At 72.8% G+C, this 22,295-nt stretch carries 19 protein-coding genes; 9 read left to right on the forward strand and 10 right to left on the reverse strand.

Annotated elements, in window-relative coordinates:
- Together FSY66_RS11600 and FSY66_RS11605 are read left to right on the forward strand one after the other, a co-directional pair.
- On the forward strand, positions 1–1,691 hold a 1,691-nt coding region (locus FSY66_RS11600; RefSeq protein ID WP_144795126.1), incomplete at its 5' end, for a sensor histidine kinase.
- Positions 1,688–2,383, forward strand: a complete 696-nt coding sequence (locus FSY66_RS11605) for a response regulator (RefSeq protein WP_144795128.1) — start codon at positions 1,688–1,690, stop codon at positions 2,381–2,383. The genes FSY66_RS11600 and FSY66_RS11605, both read left to right, overlap by 4 nt.
- A 67-nt stretch (positions 2,384–2,450) precedes the next feature.
- Here the strand turns inward: FSY66_RS11605 and FSY66_RS11610 are convergent, their stop codons facing one another.
- Complete coding sequence (locus FSY66_RS11610; protein WP_144795130.1) at positions 2,451–4,406, reverse strand: AMP-binding protein; 1,956 nt, start codon at positions 4,404–4,406, stop codon at positions 2,451–2,453.
- 321 nt (positions 4,407–4,727) lie between these two features.
- Between FSY66_RS11610 and FSY66_RS11615 the strand changes: the two genes are divergently transcribed.
- The 5 genes from FSY66_RS11615 to FSY66_RS11635 all read left to right on the forward strand — a co-directional run bounded on the left by FSY66_RS11615 (position 4,728) and on the right by FSY66_RS11635 (position 9,712).
- On the forward strand, positions 4,728–5,465 hold the full coding sequence (locus FSY66_RS11615; RefSeq protein ID WP_144795132.1) for a GntR family transcriptional regulator: 738 nt from the start codon (positions 4,728–4,730) through the stop codon (positions 5,463–5,465).
- Positions 5,462–6,979: an MmgE/PrpD family protein gene (locus FSY66_RS11620; protein ID WP_144795134.1), complete on the forward strand. Its 1,518-nt coding sequence runs from the start codon at positions 5,462–5,464 to the stop codon at positions 6,977–6,979. The genes FSY66_RS11615 and FSY66_RS11620 overlap by 4 nt, the downstream gene beginning before the upstream one ends.
- Positions 6,979–7,887, forward strand: coding sequence for a methylisocitrate lyase (gene prpB / locus FSY66_RS11625; RefSeq protein ID WP_144795136.1), 909 nt, complete (start codon positions 6,979–6,981; stop codon positions 7,885–7,887). The genes FSY66_RS11620 and prpB overlap by 1 nt, the downstream gene beginning before the upstream one ends.
- Positions 7,884–9,056 carry a bifunctional 2-methylcitrate synthase/citrate synthase gene (locus tag FSY66_RS11630; RefSeq protein WP_144795138.1) on the forward strand — a complete coding sequence of 391 codons (1,173 nt, stop codon included), beginning with the start codon at positions 7,884–7,886 and terminating at the stop codon, positions 9,054–9,056. Before prpB ends, FSY66_RS11630 begins: the two co-directional genes overlap by 4 nt.
- 134 nt (positions 9,057–9,190) lie before the next feature.
- Positions 9,191–9,712 carry a GNAT family N-acetyltransferase gene (locus FSY66_RS11635; RefSeq protein ID WP_144795140.1) on the forward strand — a complete coding sequence of 174 codons (522 nt, stop codon included), beginning with the start codon at positions 9,191–9,193 and terminating at the stop codon, positions 9,710–9,712.
- A 15-nt stretch (positions 9,713–9,727) separates the two neighbouring features.
- On the opposite strand, the gene FSY66_RS11640 is transcribed toward FSY66_RS11635, so the two are convergent.
- From FSY66_RS11640 to FSY66_RS11680, 9 genes are all read right to left on the reverse strand, one after another.
- Positions 9,728–10,762 carry a site-specific tyrosine recombinase XerD gene (locus FSY66_RS11640; RefSeq protein ID WP_144795142.1) on the reverse strand — a complete coding sequence of 345 codons (1,035 nt, stop codon included), beginning with the start codon at positions 10,760–10,762 and terminating at the stop codon, positions 9,728–9,730.
- Complete coding sequence (locus FSY66_RS11645) at positions 10,752–11,447, reverse strand: NUDIX domain-containing protein (RefSeq protein ID WP_144795144.1); 696 nt, start codon at positions 11,445–11,447, stop codon at positions 10,752–10,754. Before FSY66_RS11645 ends, FSY66_RS11640 begins: the two co-directional genes overlap by 11 nt.
- A gap of 3 nt (positions 11,448–11,450) precedes the next feature.
- Positions 11,451–13,187 carry a CTP synthase gene (locus FSY66_RS11650; RefSeq protein ID WP_313955556.1) on the reverse strand — a complete coding sequence of 579 codons (1,737 nt, stop codon included), beginning with the start codon at positions 13,185–13,187 and terminating at the stop codon, positions 11,451–11,453.
- 47 nt (positions 13,188–13,234) lie between these two features.
- Complete coding sequence (recN, locus tag FSY66_RS11655) at positions 13,235–14,995, reverse strand: DNA repair protein RecN (protein WP_144795148.1); 1,761 nt, start codon at positions 14,993–14,995, stop codon at positions 13,235–13,237.
- Positions 14,992–16,119, reverse strand: coding sequence for an NAD kinase (locus FSY66_RS11660; RefSeq protein ID WP_144795150.1), 1,128 nt, complete (start codon positions 16,117–16,119; stop codon positions 14,992–14,994). The genes recN and FSY66_RS11660 overlap by 4 nt, the downstream gene beginning before the upstream one ends.
- Before the next feature lie 70 nt (positions 16,120–16,189).
- Positions 16,190–16,948 carry a TlyA family RNA methyltransferase gene (locus tag FSY66_RS11665; protein WP_144795152.1) on the reverse strand — a complete coding sequence of 253 codons (759 nt, stop codon included), beginning with the start codon at positions 16,946–16,948 and terminating at the stop codon, positions 16,190–16,192.
- A 46-nt stretch (positions 16,949–16,994) separates the two neighbouring features.
- Complete coding sequence (locus FSY66_RS11670) at positions 16,995–17,270, reverse strand: hypothetical protein (RefSeq protein ID WP_144795154.1); 276 nt, start codon at positions 17,268–17,270, stop codon at positions 16,995–16,997.
- Positions 17,267–18,268 carry an HAD-IIA family hydrolase gene (locus FSY66_RS11675; RefSeq protein ID WP_144795156.1) on the reverse strand — a complete coding sequence of 334 codons (1,002 nt, stop codon included), beginning with the start codon at positions 18,266–18,268 and terminating at the stop codon, positions 17,267–17,269. Before FSY66_RS11675 ends, FSY66_RS11670 begins: the two co-directional genes overlap by 4 nt.
- Before the next feature lies 1 nt (position 18,269).
- Positions 18,270–19,280 carry a hypothetical protein gene (locus FSY66_RS11680; protein WP_144795158.1) on the reverse strand — a complete coding sequence of 337 codons (1,011 nt, stop codon included), beginning with the start codon at positions 19,278–19,280 and terminating at the stop codon, positions 18,270–18,272.
- 36 nt (positions 19,281–19,316) lie between these two features.
- Between FSY66_RS11680 and FSY66_RS12625 the strand changes: the two genes are divergently transcribed.
- On the forward strand, positions 19,317–20,381 hold the full coding sequence (locus tag FSY66_RS12625) for a hypothetical protein (RefSeq protein WP_186304558.1): 1,065 nt from the start codon (positions 19,317–19,319) through the stop codon (positions 20,379–20,381).
- Positions 20,378–21,616: a dicarboxylate/amino acid:cation symporter gene (locus FSY66_RS11685; protein ID WP_260853667.1), complete on the forward strand. Its 1,239-nt coding sequence runs from the start codon at positions 20,378–20,380 to the stop codon at positions 21,614–21,616. Before FSY66_RS12625 ends, FSY66_RS11685 begins: the two co-directional genes overlap by 4 nt.
- The last annotated feature ends 679 nt before the right edge of the window (positions 21,617–22,295 follow it).

Below are 22,295 nucleotides of genomic sequence, written 5' to 3' on the forward strand. Positions count from 1 at the left end.
GCCCGTTCCTCATCTCATCGACGCACCCGCGCCAAGAACCTCATGACCCACAACAGCTAGTCCTGGCACTCACGGCCGTGTTCGCCGCCGTCCTGATCCAGCGCGCTGCCCAGGATGCCGACGAGCGGGCCCGCGAGATCAGCCGCACGATGTCCATGGCGCTGGCCGACGACCCGTTCGTGATCGAGCAGGCGGCCGCGGATGACCCCCACGCCGAGCTGCAGCCGCTGGCCGATGACCTGGTGCGCGACACCGAGCTGGACTGGGTGACCATCATGTCGCCGGAGGGCATCCGATGGACCCATCCGCGCCCGGAGATGGTCGGGCAGCGCTTCCGCGGCTCGATCGAGGAAGCGCGTAGCGGGCAGGTCAGGACCTCGACCGAGCGCGGCCAGCTCGGCCTTTCGGCCCGCACCACCGCTCCGGTGCGCGATGAGGACGGGGAGATCGTGGCCCTGGTGTCGACGGGAGTGCTGATCGAGCACACCGCCGACGAGGTATGGGCGGAGGCCCCGCTGCTGATCGGCATGGCGCTGGCGGTGCTGGCGGCGGGGGCGGCAGCGCACCTGCCCCTGGCCCGCTACCTCTGGAGGCGCACCGGCGGACGAACGCCCGACGAGCTCGCCGAGGCCGTCTCCGTGCAGGACGCCGTTCTCGAGCAGGCTGCCCAGGGCCTGCTACTGATCGAGGACGACCGGCTCACGCTCGCCAACCCCCGGGCCCGCGAGCTGCTGGGCCTGGCGGAGTCTGCCCTGGAGGCTCTGCGGCAGCCGGACGGGCGCAGCCTCATCTACCGATGGGCCGGCCGGCGACGCCGCCGGGGCATGCCCCTGGCGTCGACGGACCTGACACCACCGCTGCTGGACCTGCTGACAGAGCGGCAGGAGGTCCACGAGCAGTGGATCGTGTGCGGCGAGCGCACCCTGATCGTCTCCCTGCTGCACGCGTCCGCGCCGTCGAACGGGATGGTTGCGATCCTGCGCGATCACACCGAGCTCACCCGGCTGTCCGGACAGCTGCGCGCGACCACCACAATGGCCCAGGCCCTGCGCTCGCAGACCCATGAGCATGCGAATCGGATGCACACGATCGTCGCCCTGCTGGAGCTCGACGAACCGGAGCAGGCGAGGCGTTTCGCCACTGAGGATCAGTGGCGCACCCTGAGCCTGGCCGGGGACCTCGGGTCAGGCATCGAGGACCCCGTGCTCACGGCCCTGCTGGTCGGCAAGGCCTCGGCAGCCCACGAGCGCGGAGTCCGGCTGGAGGTCCATGCCTCGGACGGCGGCTCCGGGCTGCCGCTGAGCGCCTCGGAGACAGTGACCGTGGTCGGCAACCTCCTCGACAATGCGATCGAGGCCGCTGCCTCCCCCAGTGGCGCACAGCCCCTGGTGGAGGTCGAGATCACGCGCGACGACGGCGCAACGGTCCTCAGCGTCGCGGACTCGGGCCCGGGCATCGACCCGTCGCTGCGGAAGCAGATCTTCGTACGCGGCGTGTCCTCCAAGGATGCGACCACGGTCGGCGGGCACGGCGTGGGGCTGGCCTTGGTGGGCGAGATCGTGCAGCGCCACGGCGGGCAGATCGAGGTCATCGACGACGGCGGCACGGCCTTCGTGCTCAGCTTCCCGCAGGCCTCGACGGAGGTCTCGGCGCAGGCTTCGGCGGGACGATCGTCGGGGGCCCGAATATGAGTGCGCCGCTGCGCGTCGTCGTGGTCGAGGACGAGGCCCTGACTCGGGAGGCGCATCTGCGCTTCGTGCGGCAGGCCCCCGGGTTCGAGGCCGTGGGCCGGGCGGCCACGGCCGCCGAGGCGCTGCGGGCCGTGCGCTCGCTGCGCCGCGACGGGCGGCCCGCCGACCTGCTGCTGCTGGACGTGAACCTCCCGGATGCCACGGGCATCGACGTCGCCCGGCACCTGCGCGCCGCCGGGGAGGACGTGGACATCCTGGCGGTGACGGCCCACCGCAACGCGGAGACGGTGCGCGCCGCCGCCTCACTGGGGGTCGTCGGTTACCTCGTGAAGCCCTTTTCTCGCGAGCAGCTGCTGAGCCGGCTGGCCGCCTATCACCGCCACCGCACGAGCCTGCGCGGTGGGCAGCCGCTCGACCAGGAGGCGATCGACCGCGCACTGGCGCGCCTGCGGCCCCTCGCCTCCGCCGACAGCCCCAAGGGGCTGGCCCCCGAGACCCTGGAGCGCGTGGCCCAGGAGCTGGCAATGCTGCCCTGGCAGTCGGCCGCCGAGCTGGCCGCCCGGGCGGGCATCTCCCGTGTGACGGCCCGGCGCTACCTGGAGCACCTCACCGAGGCCGGAAGCGCCGAGCGCCGGGCACGCCGCGGCACCGTGGGCCGCCCGGAGATGGAGTACCGCGCTCACGACGGCTGAGCGGGCCGCGCAGCCCAGGCCGCTTCGCGCCCCGCGCCCGCCACCGCTGGGCCCTGGATCCCGGACCTCAACGCCCGCGCAGCACAGGCCCCAGGGCCTCCAGCACCGACGGGTCCTCGATGGTCGAGGGCACGGGGGCGTCCTCCCCGTCGGCCATCTGCCGCATGGTCTTGCGCAGGATCTTGCCGGAGCGCGTCTTCGGCAGCCCGTCCACGACCTCGATCTGCTTGAGATCCGCGACCGCACCGACCTCGCGGCGCACCAGGTCGATGAGCTCCTGGCGCAGCTGGTCCTCCTCGATGTCTGCGCCCTGCTTGATCACGACGTAGCCGGCGGGACGCTGGCCCTTGAGCTCGTCGGCCAGGCCGATCACGGCGCACTCGGCCACCGCGGGGTGCTGGGCCAGGGTCTGCTCGAGCGCGCCGGTGGACAGGCGGTGTCCGGAGACGTTGATGACGTCGTCGGTGCGGCCCATGACGTAGACGTAGCCGTCCTCGTCCATGCGCCCGGAGTCGCCGGTCGCGTAGTACCCGGGGAAGGCCTCCAGGTAGGCGCCGCGGAAGCGCTCGTCGCTGCCCCACAGCGTGGCCAGCGTGCCCGGGGGCAGCGGCAGCCGGACCGCGATGCTGCCCTCCTCCCCCACGGGCAGCGGCTCCCCCACGGGATCCAGGATCTCGAGGTCGTAGCCGGGGATCGGCACGGTGGGCGAGCCGGACTTCAGCGGCAGCTGCTCCAGGCCCATGAGGTTGCCGCAGATGGCCCACCCGGTCTCGGTCTGCCACCAGTGGTCCACGACGGGCACGTCCAGGACCCTGCCCGCCCAGCTCCAGGTCTCCGGGTCCAGCCGCTCGCCGGCCACGAACAGGGCCTGCAGCGTGGAGAGGTCGTATTCGCCGGCCAGCGCGCCCTCCGGGTCCTGGCGGCGGATGGCCCGCAGCGCCGTGGGGGCGGTGAAGAACGCGGAGACCCCGTGATCGGCGATGATCCGCCAGAACGCGCCCGCATCCGGCGTGCCCACGGGCTTGCCCTCGTAGAGCACGGTCGTGGCCCCGGCCAGCAGCGGCCCGTACACGATGTAGGAGTGGCCGACCACCCAGCCGACGTCGGAGGCGGTGCACATGACCTGCCCCGGGCCGATGTCGTAGATGTGCTTCATGGACCAGGTGAGGGCCACCGCATGGCCGCCGTTGTCGCGCACGACGCCCTTGGGGGTTCCCGTGGTGCCCGAGGTGTAGAGGATGTAGAGCGGGTCGGTGGCCGCGACCTCGACGGGATCGGCGGGCTCGGCCGCGTCCACGGCCTCCTGCCAGTCGACCCACTCGAGCCCCTCGACCTCCGCGCGCTCGCTCATGGCGGCGACGTCGTGCTCGAAGCCGTCGCGGTGGACGACCAGCACCGACGACGGACGCTGCCGGGCCAGCTGGACGGACTGCTCGACGGCCGGCAGGTACTCGATCCGCCGCTTGGGCTCGATGCCGCCCGAGGCCGTGATGACCACGCGCGGCGAGCAGTCGTCGATCCGCACGGCGAGCTCGCGCGGGGCGAAGCCGCCGAAGACCACCGAGTGGACGGCGCCCAGGCGGGCGCAGGCCAGCATGGAGACCAGGGCCTCCGGGATCATCGGGAGGTAGATCAGCACCCGATCGCCCTTCTCGACCCCCAGCGAGCGCAGCGCCCCGGCGGCCGCGGCCACCCTCTCCTGCAGCTGGGCGTAGGTGATGACCTCCTGGGTGCCCTGGACCCCGGAGTCATGGATGATCGCCGGCTGGTCCCCGCGCCCGGCCTCCACATGGCGGTCCACCGCGTTGGCGCACGTGTTCAGGGAGGCGTCCGGGAACCACCGGTACAGCGGCGCCTGCGACTCGTCCAGCGCCCGGCGCGGCGGCCGGATCCAGTCGACGGCCTCGGCCGCCTCGAGCCAGAAGCCCTCCCGGTCCTCGACGCTGCGCGTCCAGGCCCGGGCGTAGGTGCCGTCTCCGGGCAGGGGATGCCTGCGGGGTTCCTGTGCCGTGTGCTGACTCATGAGGGTTCCTCTCGTGCTCTGCCCGGGGCCGTGCGCTGCCTGCCGGTCCGGTCGATGGTCCGGCGCCGATCCGATGCCGATCCGATGCCGCGGTCCGAGGGCGAGCTGCGGGTCGACTGCCGCCGATTCTAGTGACCTGGATCACGGAGCAACACCCCTGTGTATACATTGCGCCCGATTCGCACGGAATCGGCGCAGGATCTGGCGCAGATTCACTGCGCTGTGTATACATTGGAAGCACCGATGTGATCCGGGGCTCAGCAGGCCCCGGTCGACGGCATCGGGACGGGCATCCGGCGAGGACAGGACAGGAGGGCGGCCGTGCGAGCAGGACAGCGCGTGTACGAGCAGCTGCGCACCGAGATCCTCGACGGCGATCTCGCCCCCGGGCTGCCCCTGGCCGAGGTCGAGATCGCCCAGCGCTTCGGGACCTCTCGCACACCGGTCCGGGAGGCCCTGGGCCTGCTCGTGGCCGACGGCCTGGCGGAGCAGTCCTCGGGCCGCGGCACGTCCGTGACCCCCGTGTCGACCGACGACCTGCTGCCGCTGTTCGAGGTCCGGGAGGCCCTCGAGGTCCAGGCCGCCCGCCTGGCCGCCCGCCGCGGGCACGCCGGGGCGTTCGCCGACCTGGCCGTCGAGCTCGAGGGCGTGACCCTGCGGCTCGAGGACGGCCGCGACACCCCCGCCTACTTCGACCTCGTGGAGCGCATGGACCGCACCATCGACCGCGCCGCCGACAACCGGTGGCTGGACTCCACGCTGGCGGCCGTGCGCACGCAGCTCATCCGCATCCGCCGGCTCTCGGCGCACGACCCCTCCCGGCTGGCCGCGGCCGCCCGCGAGCACGCGAGCATCGCCCGCGCCATCTCCTCCGGCTCCGAGCAGCTCGCCGAGGCCGCCGTGCGCCTGCACCTGCACCACGCCCTCCAGGCCGCCCTGGACAAGTCCGACGCCCGGCACGACGGCGATCGGCAGCACGAGACCCCGCATCCCGACCACCCCACCACCGCACAGGCCGAGCCGGCAGCGCCGGCTCGCACCGTCGAGAGGACGTCATGACCGTCAACCACACCGTCAAGGTGCATCCGTCGTCAGCCCAGCTGCCCCGCGAGGAGCAGCTGGCCTGGAAGGTCGCCGAGGTGGCCGCAGACCCCGTCGAGGTCACCCCCGAGGTGACCGACATGGTGATCAACCGCATCATCGACAACGCCTCCGTGGCCATGGCCTCCCTCGAGCGCGGACCGATCATCTCCGCCCGGGACCAGGCCCTGCGCCACCGCCCGGCCGAGGGCGCGCGCGGCGCGCAGCTCTACGGCAAGGACCCGTCCGTGACCGTCTCCCCCGAGTGGGCCGCCTGGGCCAACGGCGTGGCCGTGCGCGAGCTGGACTTCCACGACACCTTCCTGGCCGCCGAGTACTCCCACCCCGGCGACAACATCCCGCCGATCCTGGCCGTCGCCCAGCACATGGGCGCCGGCGGCGCCGAGCTCGTCCGCGGCATCGCGACCGGCTACGAGATCCAGGTCGATCTGACCAAGTCCATCTGCCTGCACGCCCACAAGATCGACCACGTGGCGCACCTGGGCCCGTCGGCCGCCGCGGGCATCGGCACCCTGCTGGGCCTGGACCGAGAGGTCATCTACCACGCGATCGGGCAGGCCCTGCACACGACGACCGCCACCCGGCAGTCCCGCAAGGGCGAGATCTCGACGTGGAAGGCCCACGCCCCCGCGTTCGCCGGCAAGATGGCGGTCGAGGCCGTCGACCGCGCCATGCGCGGGCAGACCTCGCCGACCCCCATCTGGGAGGGCGAGGACGGCGTGATCGCCTGGCTGCTCGACGGCAAGGACGCCTCCTACGAGGTCCCCCTGCCCGGCCCGGGCGAGGCCAAGCAGGGGATCCTGGACACCTACACCAAGGAGCACTCGGCCGAGTACCAGGCGCAGGCCTGGATCGACCTCGCGCGCCGCCTGCACGAGGAGCACCCGGAGCTCGCCGACCCGGGGAACGTCGCCTCGATCGTGCTGCACACGTCGCATCACACGCACTACGTGATCGGCTCCGGTGCCCAGGACCCGCAGAAGTACGATCCCCGCGCCTCGCGCGAGACCCTGGACCACTCGATCCCCTACATCTTCACCGTCGCGCTGCAGGACGGCGGATGGCATCACGCGGACTCCTACGCTCCCGAGCGCGCCGGCCGCCCGGACACCGTGGAGCTGTGGCAGAAGGTGACCACGCAGGAGGACCCGGAGTGGACGCGGCGCTACCACTCCCTCGACATCTCCGAGAAGGCCTTCGGCGGCCGGGCGGAGATCGCCCTGACGGACGGCACCCGGATCGTCGAGGAGATCGCCGTGGCCGATGCCCACCCGCTCGGGGCGCGTCCGTTCGCCCGGGAGCAGTACATCGCCAAGCTGCGCACACTGGCCGACGGGGTCGTGGCCGACTCCGAGCTCGAGCGCTTCCTCCAGGCCGTCCAGGAGCTGCCGGATCTGGCCGCGGGCGATCTGGGCGCGCTCAACCTGACGGCCGCCGCCGAGCTGTCCACCGGAGCCGAGGGGATCTTCTGATGCTGTACTCGACCACCACGCCCCAGGCCAAGCGCGCGCGCTTCCGCGAGCTGCTCACCGAGGACCGCTGCGTCCAGTTCCCCGGGACCTTCACGCCGCTGGCCACCTCGATGATCCAGGAGAAGGGCTTCGACGGCGTCTACATCTCCGGCGGCGTCCTGGCCAACGAGCTCGGGCTGCCCGATGTCGGGCTGACGACGCTCACCGAGGTCGCCGGACGCGGGGCCCAGATCGCGCGCATGACGGATCTGCCCACGCTGATCGACGCCGACACCGGCTTCGGCGAGGCCATGAACGTCGCGCGCACGATCCAGGAGCTGGAGAACGCCGGCCTCTCCGGGTGCCACCTGGAGGATCAGGTCAATCCCAAGCGCTGCGGCCACCTGGACGGCAAGGCCGTCGTCGACCAGGACACGGCCGTGCAGCGGATCCAGGCCGCCGCCGGCGCCCGCCGCGATCCCGACTTCGTCATCATGGCGCGCACGGACATCCGCGCCGTCGACACCCTCGAGGCCACGATCGAGCGCGCCCAGGCGCTCGTCGAGGCCGGTGCGGACGCGATCTTCCCCGAGGCCATGAAGGACCTCGGCGAGTTCGAGGCCGTCGCCTCCGCCCTGGACGTCCCGGTGCTCGCGAACATGACCGAGTTCGGCAAGTCCGAGCTGTTCACGGTCGAGCAGCTGCACGCAGCCGGGGTCGCCATGGTGATCTACCCCGTGTCCCTGCAGCGCGCGGCCATGGGCGCGGTCGAGCGGCTGCTGGACACGATCCGCCAGGACGGCACCCAGGTGGCCGCGGTCCCCGACATGCAGACGCGCGCCCGCCTGTACGAGACCGTCGACTACGACGGCTACAGCACGTTCGACAGCCAGGTCTTCTCGTTCGACATCCCAGGAGGCACGTCATGACCGCTGCAGATCAGAGCACCCAGGAGCCGGAGGTCCACAAGGGCCTCGCGGGCGTCGTCGCCGACGTCACCGCCGTCTCCAAGGTCAATCCCGAGTCCAACTCCCTGCTCTACCGGGGCTACCCCGTGCAGGAGCTGGCCGCCTCGCGCTCGATCGAGGAGGTGGCCCTGCTGCTGTGGAACGGGGAGCTGCCCTCGGCCCAGGAGCTGGCCGACTTCGAGGAGCGCGAGCGCGCCCACCGCGACCTGAGCCCCGAGCTCAAGGCCGTCATCGACGCCCTGCCCACGGACTGCCACCCCATGGACGTGTGCCGCACCGCGGTCTCCGTCCTGGGTGCCCAGCACCCCAAGGCGGGCGACGACTCCCCCGAGGCCGAGCTCGAGAAGGCCCAGACGCTGTTCGCCGCCATGCCGGCCGTGGTCTGCTACGACCAGCGCCGCCGCCACGGCAAGGGCCCGATCTCCCCGCGCGACGACCTCAGCTACAGCGAGAACCTGCTGTGGATGGCCTTCGGGGAGGAGGCCGATCCGGAGGTCGTCGACGCGTTCAACGTGTCGATGATCCTGTACGCCGAGCACTCCTTCAACGCCTCGACGTTCACGGCCCGGGTCATCACCTCGACGCAGGCGGATCTGCACAGCGCCGTCGCCGGAGCGGTCGGGGCGCTCAAGGGCCCGCTGCACGGCGGCGCCAACGAGGCCGTCATGCACACCTTCGAGGAGCTCGGGATCCGCAAGGACGAGTCCGAGGAGGACGCCGAGAAGCGCGCCAAGCAGTGGATGGACCAGGCCCTGGCAGAGAAGAAGAAGATCATGGGCTTCGGGCACCGCGTCTACAAGAACGGCGATTCGCGCGTGCCGACCATGCAGGACGCCCTGTTCCGCATGCTCGACCACTACGACCGCCGCGAGATCCTGGGTCTCTACAACGGCCTGGCCCGCTCGATGGACGAGGCCAAGCAGATCAAGCCGAACCTCGACTACCCGGCGGGGCCCACCTACTGGCTCATGGGCTTCGACATCCCCATGTTCACCCCGCTGTTCGTGTGCGCCCGGCTCACCGGCTGGACCGCGCACATCATGGAGCAGCGCGCGGACAACTCCCTGATCCGCCCGCTGTCGGCCTACAACGGCCCCGAGGAGCGCCACGTCCCGGACGCGGCCTCCTGAGCAGCGACGCCACGAGGGCCGCCCCGTCCAGGTCTTCGCCGGGCGGGGCGGCCCTCGTGCCATGTCCTCGTGCCCTGCCCTCGTGCCCTGTGGGCGGGCCGCCGGCGGGCGCGGCGATTCGTAGACTCGCAGCCATGATCGAGATCCGCACCGCGAGCCCTGCGTCCCTGTCCGGGCCGGTCCTGAGCTCGCTGACCCGCATGCTCGACGGCCTCGTGCGCGACGGCGCGGCTCTCGGCTGGACCGCTCCGCCGACGCGCGACGAGATCGAGGCCCTGCTGCGCGGCATCGCCGATGCGCCGCCGGGCGATGCCTGCGCGGTCCTGGCCCTGGAGGGCCAGGAGGTGCTCGGCGCCGGGTGGTGGCAGCGCCATGCCACGCCGACGCAGCGGCAGAACGCGGACCTCGACAAGCTGGCGGTCGCCCCGCATGCCTCCGGCCGCGGACTGGGCCGGCGCATCCTCCGCAGGCTGCTGGCCGAGGCCGACGGCGCGGGGATCGAGCACCTCACCCTCGACCTGCGCGAGGGCAACGAGATCGCCCAGCGCCTCTACGCCTCCGAGGGATTCCGGGAGTACGGGCGGCTGCCCGGTTTCGTCGCACCCGGCGACGGCACCCGCTGCGGCAAGATCTTCCTGGTCCGCGCGCTCGGCTGACGCGGCCGCGGCGGCTCAGCGCGCTCGCGGGTGCGCCGTGGCCCAGACCTCGCGCAGCGAATCGGCGGTGACCAGGGTGTAGACCTGCGTGGTCGTGACCGAGGCGTGGCCCAGCAGCTCCTGGACCACCCGCAGGTCGGCACCGCCCTCGAGCAGGTGCGTGGCGAAGGAGTGGCGCAGGGTGTGCGGGCTGACCTCGATGCCCTCGGCCGTCAGCCCAGAGGCCTCCGCGGCCCCGATCACGGCGTTCCACACGGTCTGCCGACTGATCCGCCCACCGCGCTGGTTGAGGAAGACCGCGGCATCGGCCCTGCCCTTGGCCGCCAGATCGGGCCTGCCGCGCACCAGCCACGCCTCGACGGCCGCCACGGCCGGGCGCCCCAGCGGCACCATCCGCTGCTTCGATCCCTTGCCGAACAGACGCAGGAACGGCAGGCCCGACGATTCCTCCCCCGATCGCAGCGCCGCGGACAGGTCGTCCACATCGAGGCCGATGACCTCGGAGGCCCGGGCCCCGGTGGAGTAGAGCACCTCGAGCAGGGCGCGGTCCCGCAGACCGGCGGTGGTCGACGGGTCGGGGGCCTCCAGCAGCCGGGCGATCCGCTCGGCGGAGATCGCCTTGGGCAGGCGCATCCCGGCCGTGGGCGGCGGCACCTGGGCCGCGGGGTCGGCGTCGGCGATCCCCTCGAGCAGCCAGAAGCGGTGGGCTCCGCGCACCGCCACGACGACCCGGGCCGCACTTCGTGCGCCCAGGCCCGCGCCGCCGCCCTCCCCCTGCTCCGGACGCTGCAGCCAGCGCACGAAGGCGCTCACATGGGCGGCTGTGACGTCCCGGGGATCGTCCACCGTCGGGGCATGGGGCTCGTCCCCGATCCCGGTCAGGAACCGGATGTAGCGGCTCAGATCCCGGCGGTAGGCCGCCAGGGTGTTGGCCGCCAGCCCCCGCTCGACCGCCAGGTGCTGCAGATAGCGCTCGACCGCCCGCGTCAGCGCGGACGGTCGAGCGGATGCGGCATCGCGCGCCGCCGCGGCCTGGGGGTCAGCGGGCATCCGGGGGCGTGATGGTCGCAGGCGTGACCCCGTCGGAGTCGCGCAGACCCGGGTGGGCCGGCCACGCGGCGTCCGCCGGGCGCAGCGCGGCCCAGCCGGTGGCGCGAGCGGCGTGGGCGGCGAGCACTCCCGTGCACAGGTTCGGGTTGTGCAGCCGGCCGTCGAGCACCGCGGTCACGGCGTCGTCCAGGGCCACCCAGGCGGCCACGATCTCGGACTCCTCGTCCTCGCGCTGGAAGTCCTGCTCCAGCGTGCCGAGGTCCCGAGCCAGGTAGATCCGCAGGGATTCGGCCGAGGAGCCCGGGCTGTTGTGGAACTCGACCAGGGTGTCCAGGCGCCCGGCGGTGAGGTCGGCCTCCTCGCCGAGCTCGCGCAGCGCGGCGTCGGCGGGGTGCTCGCCCTGCAGGTCCAGGATCCCGGCGGGGATCTCCCACTGCGTCATCCCGACCGGGTGGCGGTACTGGCGGATGGCCAGGATGCGATCCTGCTCATCCAGGGCCAGGACCGCGACGGCGCCGGGATGCGTGATGTAGTCGCGGGTCATCTGCGGGCCGTCGTCGGAGAGCTCGAAGCGGTCCGACACGACGTTCCAGATCCGCCCCTCGTAGACGGTCTCCGAGGACAGGACGCGCCGCGGATCGACCCGGTCCGCGAGCTCGCCCTCGCCCAGCTCCAGGAACTCCACGGCTCAGAGCTCCGGGCTCTCGTCGGTGCGCGAGGCCTGGCGCTCGAGCCCGGCCCGGACCAGCCCGGCGAACAGCGGGTGGGCCTTGGTCGGCCGCGAGAGCAGCTCCGGATGGGCCTGCGTGGAGACGTAGAACGGATGGGTCTGACGGGGCAGCTCGACGAACTCGACCAGCGTGCCGTCGGGCGAGGTGCCCGAGATGACCAGACCGGCCTCGGTGAGCTGATCGCGGTAGTCGTTGCCGACCTCGTAGCGGTGGCGGTGGCGCTCCTGGACCTCCGTGGCGCCGTAGGCCTCGGCCACGACCGATCCCTCGGCGAGCGCCGCGGGGTACAGGCCCAGGCGCATGGTGCCGCCCAGGTCGCCGCCGCCCTCCACGAACTCCTTCTGCTCGGCCATCGTGGCGATGACCGGGGTGGCCGTGCCGGAGTCGAACTCGGTCGACGACGCATCGGCCAGCCCCACGACGCTGCGGGCGTACTCGATCACCATGGACTGCAGGCCCAGGCACAGCCCGAGCGTGGGCAGCCCCGTGGTGCGCGCATGCGTCAGGGCGCCGAGCTTGCCCTCGAGGCCGCGGATGCCGAAGCCGCCGGGCACGCAGATCGCGTCGACGTCGCCGAGCTCGCGGGCCGCGCCCTCGGGGGTCCGGCACAGGTCGGAGGCGACCCACTTGATCTTGACGCGGGCGTCGTTGGCGAAGCCGCCGGCGCGCAGGGCCTCGGAGACCGACAGGTAGGCGTCCGGCAGATCGATGTACTTGCCGACCAGGCCGATGGTCACGTAGTGCTTCGGCTCGTGCACGGCCCGCAGCAGCCGGTCCCAGTGCGAGAAGTCGGCCTCGGTGCGCTCGACCCCGAAGTAGTCGAGGATGTAGCCGTCGAGGTCCTGGCCGTGCAGCGTCTTGGGGATGTCGTAGATGCTCGGGGCATCGGCGCACGAGATCACGGCGTCGACGTCCACGTCGCAGGCATCGCCCACCTTGGCGCGCATGGAGTCGGGGACCTCGCGGTCGCAGCGCAGCACCAGGCCGTCGGGCTGGATGCCGAGATTGCGCAGCGCGGCCACCGAGTGCTGGGTCGGCTTGGTCTTGAGCTCGCCCGACGGCCCGATGAACGGGATCAGCGAGACATGGAGGTAGAACACGTTGCGGCGCCCGATGTCACGGCGGACCTGGCGGGCCGCCTCGATGAAGGGCTGCGATTCGATGTCGCCGACCGTGCCGCCGATCTCCGTGATGATCACGTCCGGGGCCTCCTCGCCCTCGGGGACGTGGTCGGCGTGCCAGCGCATGCGCGCCTTGAGCTCGTCGGTGATGTGCGGGATGACCTGGACCGTCTGGCCCAGGTACTCGCCGCGGCGCTCCTTGGCGATCACCGCCGAGTACACCTGGCCGGTGGTCACGTTGGAGGAGGCGTCGAGATCCTCGTCGAGGAAGCGCTCGTAGTGGCCGATGTCGAGATCGGTCTCGGCCCCGTCGTCGGTCACGAAGACCTCGCCGTGCTGGAACGGGTTCATGGTGCCCGGATCCACGTTGAGGTAGGGATCGAGCTTCTGCATCGTGACCTTGAGGCCGCGGGCCTTGAGGATCATGCCGAGGGAGGAGGCCGTCAGCCCCTTGCCCAGGGACGAGGCGACACCGCCCGTCACGAAGATCTGCCGGGTGACCTTGCCGGCGGAGCCGGAGGTCTCTGTCTGCGTTTCGCCGGCCGTTGCGGCGGCATTCTGAGCGTTGACCACGGGATTCGAGCCTATCACTGGAGCGAGCGGGGGGCTGAGGGGGGAGCTCACGAGGCGGCATCGCGCAGCAGCTCGCGGGCGTGCTCCTGGGCGGCCTGGGAGTCCTCGTGGCCGGCCAGCATGCGGGCGAGCTCGATGACGCGCTGCTCGTGGGAGAGCACCGTCACGTCGGAGACGGTCGAGTCGGAGCTCTTGGTGACCAGCACGTGCTCGTCGGCGAAGGCCGCGACCTGGGGCAGGTGCGTCACCACGAGCACCTGCACGTTCTGCGCGAGCATCTTCAGCCGGCGGCCGATCTCCAGGGCGGCCTTGCCGCCCACGCCGGAGTCCACCTCGTCGAAGACGAACGTGGGGACCGGGTCGACGGCGGCCAGCACGACCTCGAGCGCGAGCATCAGGCGCGAGAGCTCGCCGCCGGAGGCGCCCTTGCCGAGCGGACGCGGCGACGCGTCGGCGTGGGCGCGCAGCAGGAGTTCGACGGTGTCCCTGCCCCAGCGGTCGAAGCGCCCCGAGGGCTCCACGGAGACGATCAGCGCCGCGTTGGGCATGGCCAGGGCCTTCAGCTCCGCGCCGACCTCCGCGGCCAGATGCTCGGCGGCGGACCGGCGCCGGGCCGTGAGCTCTCCGGCGCGCGCCTCGAGCGTCTCGAGCAGCTCGGCGCGCCGCGCCGCGAGCTCCTCCTCGCGCCGGGGGTCGTCGCCGAGGGAGTCCAGGCGGGTGCGGGCGGTCTCGGCGAAGGCGAGCACCTCGGCGATGTCCGCGCCGTAGGTCTTGGTGAGCCCGCGCAGTGCGGCCCGGCGCGCCTCGACCTCGGCCAGGCGGGCGGGGCCGTCCTCGTCGAGCCCGGTCGAGTAGGCCGAGAGATCGGCGGCGACGTCGTTCGTGAGCACGGACAGCTCGCGGACGCGCTGCGCCAGCTGGGCCAGCTCGGGATCGGCGTCGGCCTCCTGGTCCAGAGCGGACAGGGCGCGGTCCACGAGCAGGATGGATGCTGGCGCCTCCGGGTCCTCGTCGCCCCCGGACAGCGCGGCGTGCGCGGTCAGGGACGCGGCTCGCAGCGATTCGAGGCTCGTGAGCTTCTGCGACTCCGCGTCGAGGGCCTCGTCCTCGCCGGGCACGGGCTCGACGGCGTCGATCTCCTCGAGCGCGGCACGCAGCGACTGCGCCTCCAGGGCCCGTTCGCGCCCCTTCTCGCGGATCTCCACGAGCTCGGCCTCGACCGCCTCGAAATCCGCCAGGGCGCTGCGGTACGACGCCAGCAGCGCCCCGAAGGACTCCCCGGACCCCTCGGCCGCCGCCTTCTTCGAACGCCCGGAGCGGCTCGGCGACGCACCGCGCTCCGCCGCGAACGTGTCCAGGGCGCGGCGCTGCGCCGCGGCCGAGGTCAGTCGCAGCTGATCCGACTGCCCGTGCACGGCCACGAGGGTCTCGCCGAGCTCGCCGAGCCGGGCCACCGGCGCGCTGCGCCCGCCCACATGCGCCCGCGAGCGCCCGGTCGCGGCCACGGTGCGGCTGAGCTGGACGGTCGCGGAGTCCTCCTCGCGGTCGACGTCTCCCCCGGCGTCCTCCACGAGCCCGACCGCCGCGTGATCGGCCGGCACCGTCACGACGGCCTCGGCCACGGCCTTCTCGGCCCCGGTGCGCACCGCGCCCGCGTCGGCCCTCCGGCCCAGGAGCATGCCCAGCGCGGTGACGACCATCGTCTTGCCGGCGCCGGTCTCCCCCGAGAGGATCGTCAGCCCGGGCCCCAGCGGCAGCACGGCGTCGGTGATGACGCCGAGGTCGCGGATGTGGATCTCCTCGATCATCGGTGCCGCTCCTCTCCCGGGACGTCGTCGAACCCCGGCGAGAAGCCCTCGCCGCGGGCGTCGGGTGCGATCTCCTGGCCCACGGACAGATGCTCGGGCATGCCCGGCTCCCGGCGCCGGATCGTCCTGCGGTACTCCGGCTGCACGATCGGCAGCGTCGAGGTGGCCGCGCGCGCCTCGTCCTGCTCGACGGGTCCGCGCCATCCGGCCGTCGGGAGCCCGAACTTCATGACCAGCCGCTCCGAGAACGGCGTCCGATGCATCCGCGTCAGCGTCACCGGCCGCTCGGCGCGGGTGACCTCGATGCGCGATCCGGGCGGCAGCTCGACCGTGCGGCGGCCGTCGCACCACAGGACGCCGCGGGCATCGGTGCGGGTCATCACCTCGACGGCGATCATCGACGACGGTGACACCACGAGCGGGCGCGAGAACAGGGCGTGGGGCGACAGCGGGACCATGAGCAGCGCCTCGACCTCCGGCCACACGACCGGCCCGCCGGCGGAGAAGGCATAGGCGGTCGAGCCCGTGGGGGTCGCCATGATGACGCCGTCGCAGCCGAACGACGACAGGGGGCGGCGGTCCACCTCCGTGACGACCTCGAGCATCTTCTCCCGGTCGCCCTTCTCCACGGAGGCCTCGTTGAGCGCCCAGGTGTGCAGCACGGGCCGGCCGGCATGCCAGACCTTGACGTCCAGGGCCATCCGCTCCTCGACCGTGTAGCGGCCGTCGACCACGGCCTGCACGGTCTCCCCCAGACCGGCGCGCTCGGACTCCGCGAGGAAGCCGACGTGGCCGAGGTTCACGCCGAGCAGCGGGACCTCGACATCGCGCACGACCTCCGCGGCGCGCAGGATCGAGCCGTCGCCGCCCAGGACCATGGCGAGCTCGATGTCCGACAGCGCGCAGTTGTCCGGGACGACGCCCACCGGCGGAAGCTCCCCCACCTCCGGAGCGGCCCGCATGGCATCGCGGTCCTCGGCCGTGAGCACGCCCTCCACGCCGGAATCGGCCAGCTGGCGCAGGGTCTGCTGCGCTGCGATCCGGGCATCGGGCCGTCCCATGTGCGCGAGCACCAGGATGCGCCGGGATGCGGACGTGCGCATGCCGGGGTCGTCGTCGATCATGCGCCCCACCCTACGTGCTCCCGGTGACGGCACGGCGCTCCGGAAGCTCGCGGTGCGGGCGCCCAGGGCCTCACCCGCGCCAGGGCTCCGCGGGTCGGAGCAGGTGCAGGAAGAACTCGTGATTGCCGTCCTGCCCGGGCAGCGGCGAGCGCACGCGCCCGAGCTCGCGCAGGCCGACCCGGGACGCGGCGGCGGCGACGGCCTCGACCGCTTCGAGGCGCAGCTGCTCCGAGGTCACCACGCCGTCGCGGCCGAGCCGCCCGGCCCCGACCTCGAACTGGGGCTTGACCATCAGCAGCAGGCGGCCGCCGGGCACGGTGGCCTCGGCCAAGGGGCCGATCACGAGCGTCAGGGAGATGAAGGAGACGTCGCAGACCGTGAGCTGAGCGGGCCCGCCGATGTCCTCGGGGGCCATATGACGCAGGTTGAGGCCCTCGTGCACGCGCACCCGGGGGTCCTCCCGCAGCTGCGGCACGAGCTGGCCGTGCCCGACGTCCACCGCGACGACCTCGCGCGCTCCGCGGCGCAGGAGCACATCGGTGAAGCCCCCGGTCGAAGCCCCCGCGTCCAGGCAGCGCAACCCCGCGACCGCCACGTCCGGGAAGGCCTCGAGGGCGCCGGCGAGCTTGTGCCCGGCGCGGCTGACATATTCGGGGCCCTCGCTCGCGGCGACCTCCACGACGGCGTCCTCGTGGACGGGCTGGGAGGCCTTGGCGGCGGGCCGCCCGTCCACGCTGACCCGCCCGGCGGCGATCCAGTCGGCCGCCAGGGTGCGCGATCGCGCCAGTCCCCGCCTCACGAGCGCTCGATCGAGCCGCTGCGTGCTCATGGCGCGGCGTCGAGCGCGGCCCGGGGCGCCGACACCGCCGGTCCCCTCACGTCGCGGCCCCGCCGGGACCGGAGGCACCGGGCGCACCGGCGATGCGCGACTCGGCGGAGTCCAGCTCGCGGGTCAGGCGCTCGTGGGCCTGCTGGTAGGCCGCGGCGTGCTCCCCCACAGGACGCTGCTCGAGGCCTTCCAGGTCGCGCAGGACGCGGTCCGCCCCGGGGTGCTCCGTGCGGGTGCCCTCGACGGCGCTGTCCTCGGTGGAGCCGTCCCCCGGAATCGCGTCCTGGTCGCGGCGGTCTGCGTCGCCGTGCGGGCCGCTCACGCCGTCGCCCAGTCGATCTCGGGCAGCCGGGCGGTGTCGACCCGAGGATGCCGCGTCCACCAGGCCGCGCAGGCGGCGCGCCAGGCGTCCAGGTCGTCCTCGTCCCCCGAGATCCGCAGCCCGTCCTGCGTCGCCGCGGCCTCGGCGGCCCCGCACCTCGCCGTCGTCGAGGAGTCCCCGCTCTCCACGGAGATCTCCGCGGCCGGTGCGAAGAGACCCGTCAGGTCCCGGATCAGATGCGTCGGGCGCTCGTCGGTGACCGCGGCCAGGGCGGTGCGCACCGTGTCCACGCCCGTGAGCACGAGAGCGGTCGCGAACCCGGCCCGATGGCCGCCCAGGATGTCCGTGTCGAGGCGATCGCCCACCACGAGCGGCCGCTGGGCGCCCAGCCGCTGCGCACCCGCGCGGAAGATCGGCGCCTCGGGCTTGCCGGCGACCTCCGGCCTCCGCCCGGTCGCCCGGGCCACGGCATCCACGAGAGTGCCGTTGCCCGGTGCGATGCCGCGCTCGCGCGGGATCGAGCCGTCGGTGTTGGTCGCGATCCACAGGACCGACGGGTCGGCCAGGGTGAAGGCCGCCTCGGCCAGATCCGCCCACCCGATCTCGGGGTCGAAGCCCTGGACCACGGCCACCGGCTCGTCCGACTGGGCGCGGACGGGTGCGAGCCCCGCCTCGGCCACGTAGTCGGACAGAGCCGGAGCTCCGGTGATCAGCACCCGTGCGCCCGCAGGCAGGCGACCGCTCAGCAGCTCCGCCGCCGCCTGCGCCGAGCTCACGACGTCCTCCCCGCGGGTCTGCACCCCGAGCTCGCTCAGATGCTCGGCGACCGTCTCGACGGCGCGGGAGGCGTTGTTCGTCACGAAGAGCACCGGCACGCCCTCGGACTTGGCGCGCTCCAGGGACTCCGGGGCATGCGGGATCGCGTCCGGCCCGGCGTAGACCACGCCGTCCAGATCGGCCAGGATCGCGTCGACGTCGTCGATCAGCCGCTGCGTCATCTCAGGAGTCCTCCTGCTCGGCCTCGTCCTCGGCCCCGCCCACGATCGAGTCGTCGTCGGCGCCGGCATCGCGCTCGACGACGGCCGGGCCGGAGGCCTCCGAGGGATCCGCATCGTCGTCGAGATCCCCCGGGGCCGCGGACTCCCCGCCCATGAGCGCCAGATCCTCGTCGTCCAGCCCGGGCTGGCTGCGGCGCGCGGGCTCGTCCTCCTGCCCCTCGCCCGTCCCGGCGGCGCCGGAGGCCTCGGCGTCGTCGGAGCCGCCGGCCACGTCGGAGACCCGGTCGATATCGCGCCGGGCCGCCTGTGCCGAGTCGAGCTCCACGCCCATCTCGTCCTCGCCCAGGTCCACGATCTCCGGGTTCTCGAACTGGCCCGTGCCCAGGGCGGCCTCGGCCACCACGGCCTGGCGGTCCCAGGCATCTGCCTCTGCACCGCGGCCGACCCCGCGCAGGGCCTCGCCGTAGGCGCGGAACAGGCGCGGGCTGTAGGAGAACCCGCGGTTCCGATCGAGCTGCGGGATCTCCAGGGCCTTCAGCGAGCCGTCCAGGTCGCCCTCGTCGCGGCGGATGCCCGCCACGACGATCGCCAGCTCCACCCGCGACTCCGCGGGCAGCTCGGCGGCCTCCTCGGAGGTCGCGAGCTCGATCGCCTTGTCCTGGCGACCGAGGGCGCGCTCGCAGTCGACCATCAGGGGCAGGTGCACCTGGTCGCCGGTCATGCGCCGGTAGGTGCGCAGCTCCTTGAGGGCCTCGTGGAACTCCCCGGTCTCGTAGGCGGCGATCCCCGCGGCCTCGCGCACAGCGGCCACCCGGCCGGCGCGGCTCACGGCGTAGCGGGCGTGCTCGAGGGCGAAGGCGGGATCGTCGTCGATGTAGCGGGCGACCATCACCAGGTGCTGGGCCACGGCCTCGGCGTTGTCCGCCTCGAGGGCACGGACCTGGAACAGCGCATCGCGGTCCAGCTCCTGCCCCGTGATGTCGGCGTCGACCTCCGGACGCGGCGCGCGCACGGCGCGGCCGCGGTCCTCGAAGGCACCCGACGGGCGGTGCTGTCCGCCGCGCGGACCCCGTCCGCCGTCATGGCGGCCGTCGCGCCTGTCGTCCCGCTGACCATCGCGACGCTGGCCGCGCTGGTCGTCACGACGCTGGCCGCGCTGGTCGTCACGACGCTGGCCGCGGTGGGAGTCCTCGCCCCGGAATCCTCGGCGATCCCCGCCGCGCGCATCGGCACCGCGCCCGCCCGCGCCGCGATAGTCGGCCCGGCCGCTGTCCGAGCGGCCGCCGCCCGTCCGTCCCGGGCCGCGACGGTCGTCGCGCCGGTCCTCACGACCGGATCCGCCGCGATAGCCGCCCCGGCGATCATCGCGCCGCTCGCCCCTGGACCCGTCGCGGCGGTCGTCGCGGCGATCGCGCCTGCGGTCCCCGCCCCGGTCGCCCCAGCTCTCGCGTCGCTCGCCCGAGCGGGAGCCGTCACGACCGGACTCTCGGCGACCCCTGCTGACATCCCGGCGGTCATCGCCGCCGCGGAACGGACGGCGACCGGTTCGATCGCCGCTGGGCGCACTGCGGGGCGAGGCATCCCGCCGATCGTCGGCGCCTCGCGATCCGCCCCTGGCATCCCGGCCGCCTCGGCTGTATCCACTGCCGTCGTTCCGGCCGCCGCGGTCGCGGTCGTCCCGCCCCCGGCCGGCTCGATCGTCGCGGCCTCCGCCGCGTCGGCTGTCATCGCGTCGGCCCCCGCGGTCCTCCCCGCGGAAGCTGCGGCGCTCGCGGCCGGCCGGGCCTCCCCTGCGGTCCCCGTCGGAGTGCTGGGACCTGGCGTCGTCACGCCCGCCGCGATCCCGGTCGGAGCCGCTGCGGTCCCTGCCGCGATCGTTGCTGTCGTGCGACCAGGCCTCGGCCATGTCAGTCCTCCGGTGCGCTTCGCGCGATGTCGAATATGTGATCCGCGGCTCGTGCCGTTCCTGCTGTGGAATAGTGTTGGCCGCATCGGACGCGGCCTCGAGCCTTCGAACGGCACAGTCTACTCGTCCGGCGATCGCAGCAGCGGTCGCAGCCCCCTCCGCCTCGGCCCATCGACGGCGCACCGGGGCCCCTCCATGACCTCATGAAAGATCCGTCCATGCTCAAACGAGTCCTCACCTCGCTGCTCGCGAGGATCGTCGTCGCCATCGTCCTGGGCGCACTGTGCGGCCTGTTCTTCCCAGAACCCCTCGCACGCGTCTTCGTGACCTTCAACGATCTCTTCAGCGGCTTCCTCGGATTCCTGATCCCGGTGCTGATCCTGGCTCTCGTGGCCCCGGCGATCGCGGACCTCGGCCGCGGCGCGGGCAAGTGGCTGCTCATCACCGCCGCGGTGGCCTATGCGTCCACGATCTGCGCCGGCCTGCTCGCCTTCGGCACCTCGATGGCGCTGTTCCCGGCGATGCTCGCCGACGAGACGCACGGCGGAGGCCTCTCCGATCCGTCGGAGGAGTCGCTGTCGTCGTTCTTCTCGATCGAGATGCCCCCGCCGTTCGACATCATGACCGCCCTGCTGCTCGCATTCTGCATCGGTGTGGGGGTCACCCTCGTGCGAGGCACGACCCTCAAGAGCGGACTCGAGGAGCTGCGCGACATCGTCATGCTGATCGTGACCCGCATCGTCATCCCGCTGCTGCCGGTCTACGTCTTCGGCTCGTTCCTCTCGCTGACGATGAACGGCCAGATCGGCGTCGTCATCACGACCTTCTTCAAGGTCGTGATCACCGCACTCGTGCTGACCATCGTCGTGCTCATCGCGCAGTACGCGATCGCGGGCGCGATCGCCGGGAAGAACCCGTTCCGTCTGCTGAAGAACATGCTCCCGGCGTACTTCACCGCGCTGGGAACCTCATCGTCCGCGGCGACGATTCCCGTGACCCTCCAGGCCGCACGCACCAACGGCGTGAGCAAGGAGGTCGCCGACTTCACCGTCCCCCTCTGCGCCACCATCCACCTGGCAGGTTCGACCGTGAAGATCGTGCTGTTCTCGACCGCGGTCATGATGCTGACCGGGATCGAGATCGATCCGCTCCAGTACTTCGGCTTCATCCTCATGCTCGGCGTGACGATGGTGGCCGCGCCCGGTGTTCCGGGCGGCGCCATCATGGCCGCCGTCGGGATCCTGCAGTCCATGCTCGGGTTCGACGAGACCGCCATCTCGATCATGATCGCCACCTACGTGGCCATCGACTCGATCGGCACGGCGACCAACGTGACCGGCGACGGCGCCATCGCCGTGGCGATCGACCGGTTCTACAAGCGGTCCGAGAGCACTGACGGCGATCGCCTCGACGCCGGCTCCCCGGAACCCTCTGCCGCCTGACCAGACCGCAGCCGCGCGGGCCCCGACCTCCTCCCGAGGTCGGGGCCCTTGCCGTCTGAGACCTCCGCTCGTCCTCGGCCCGGGGACGACGATCCTTCCTCGGGCCCCCATGGATCACCGACGGCGTGGACGGAGCAGAGTCGTCGCACGCCGCAGGTGCCCGCTCGATGCAAGCGCGCTCGCGCCACGGGGGCGCCGTGCAGTGAGAGGGCGCCATAGCGCCCACCGACGTATCCGCGGGATGCAGACTCCGCTCGATGCCGGCCGAGGGCATGGAAGACGAGCTCACCGACAGGTGCCCGTGCAGGCCGGGGCACGACGGCATGCTCCGTCGCGGGCGATGTCGAAATGAGTGGCTGCACGACCGAACCGGGCGAGGCCAGGACGACGACGAGACGACGAGCCGCACCCGGAGAAGAGCCCAGACCGGCAGTCTGCGCACAGCGCCATCAGAACGGGGCGGCCGGCAGCGTCCGGGTGTTCGAGAACGCGCTCGGGCGTGTGGGTGGGCCCTGGACAGGGAAAGGAGGGAGCCCGTGGCCCCGCAAGGTCCCGCCGGCGTTTCAGTCGGCTCTGCTCTGCGGGGGTGCTCGCGTAGGACAATCCGGGCCCGCGGAAGAGCCCCCCTTGGGTATGGGAAAGGCCCCCAACCCCCCACCCCACCACGAGAACCGCGGGG

It is taken from the genome of Kocuria palustris, from assembly GCF_007666205.1.
In the GTDB taxonomy this organism is placed as follows: Bacteria; Actinomycetota; Actinomycetes; order Actinomycetales; family Micrococcaceae; genus Kocuria; species Kocuria palustris_A.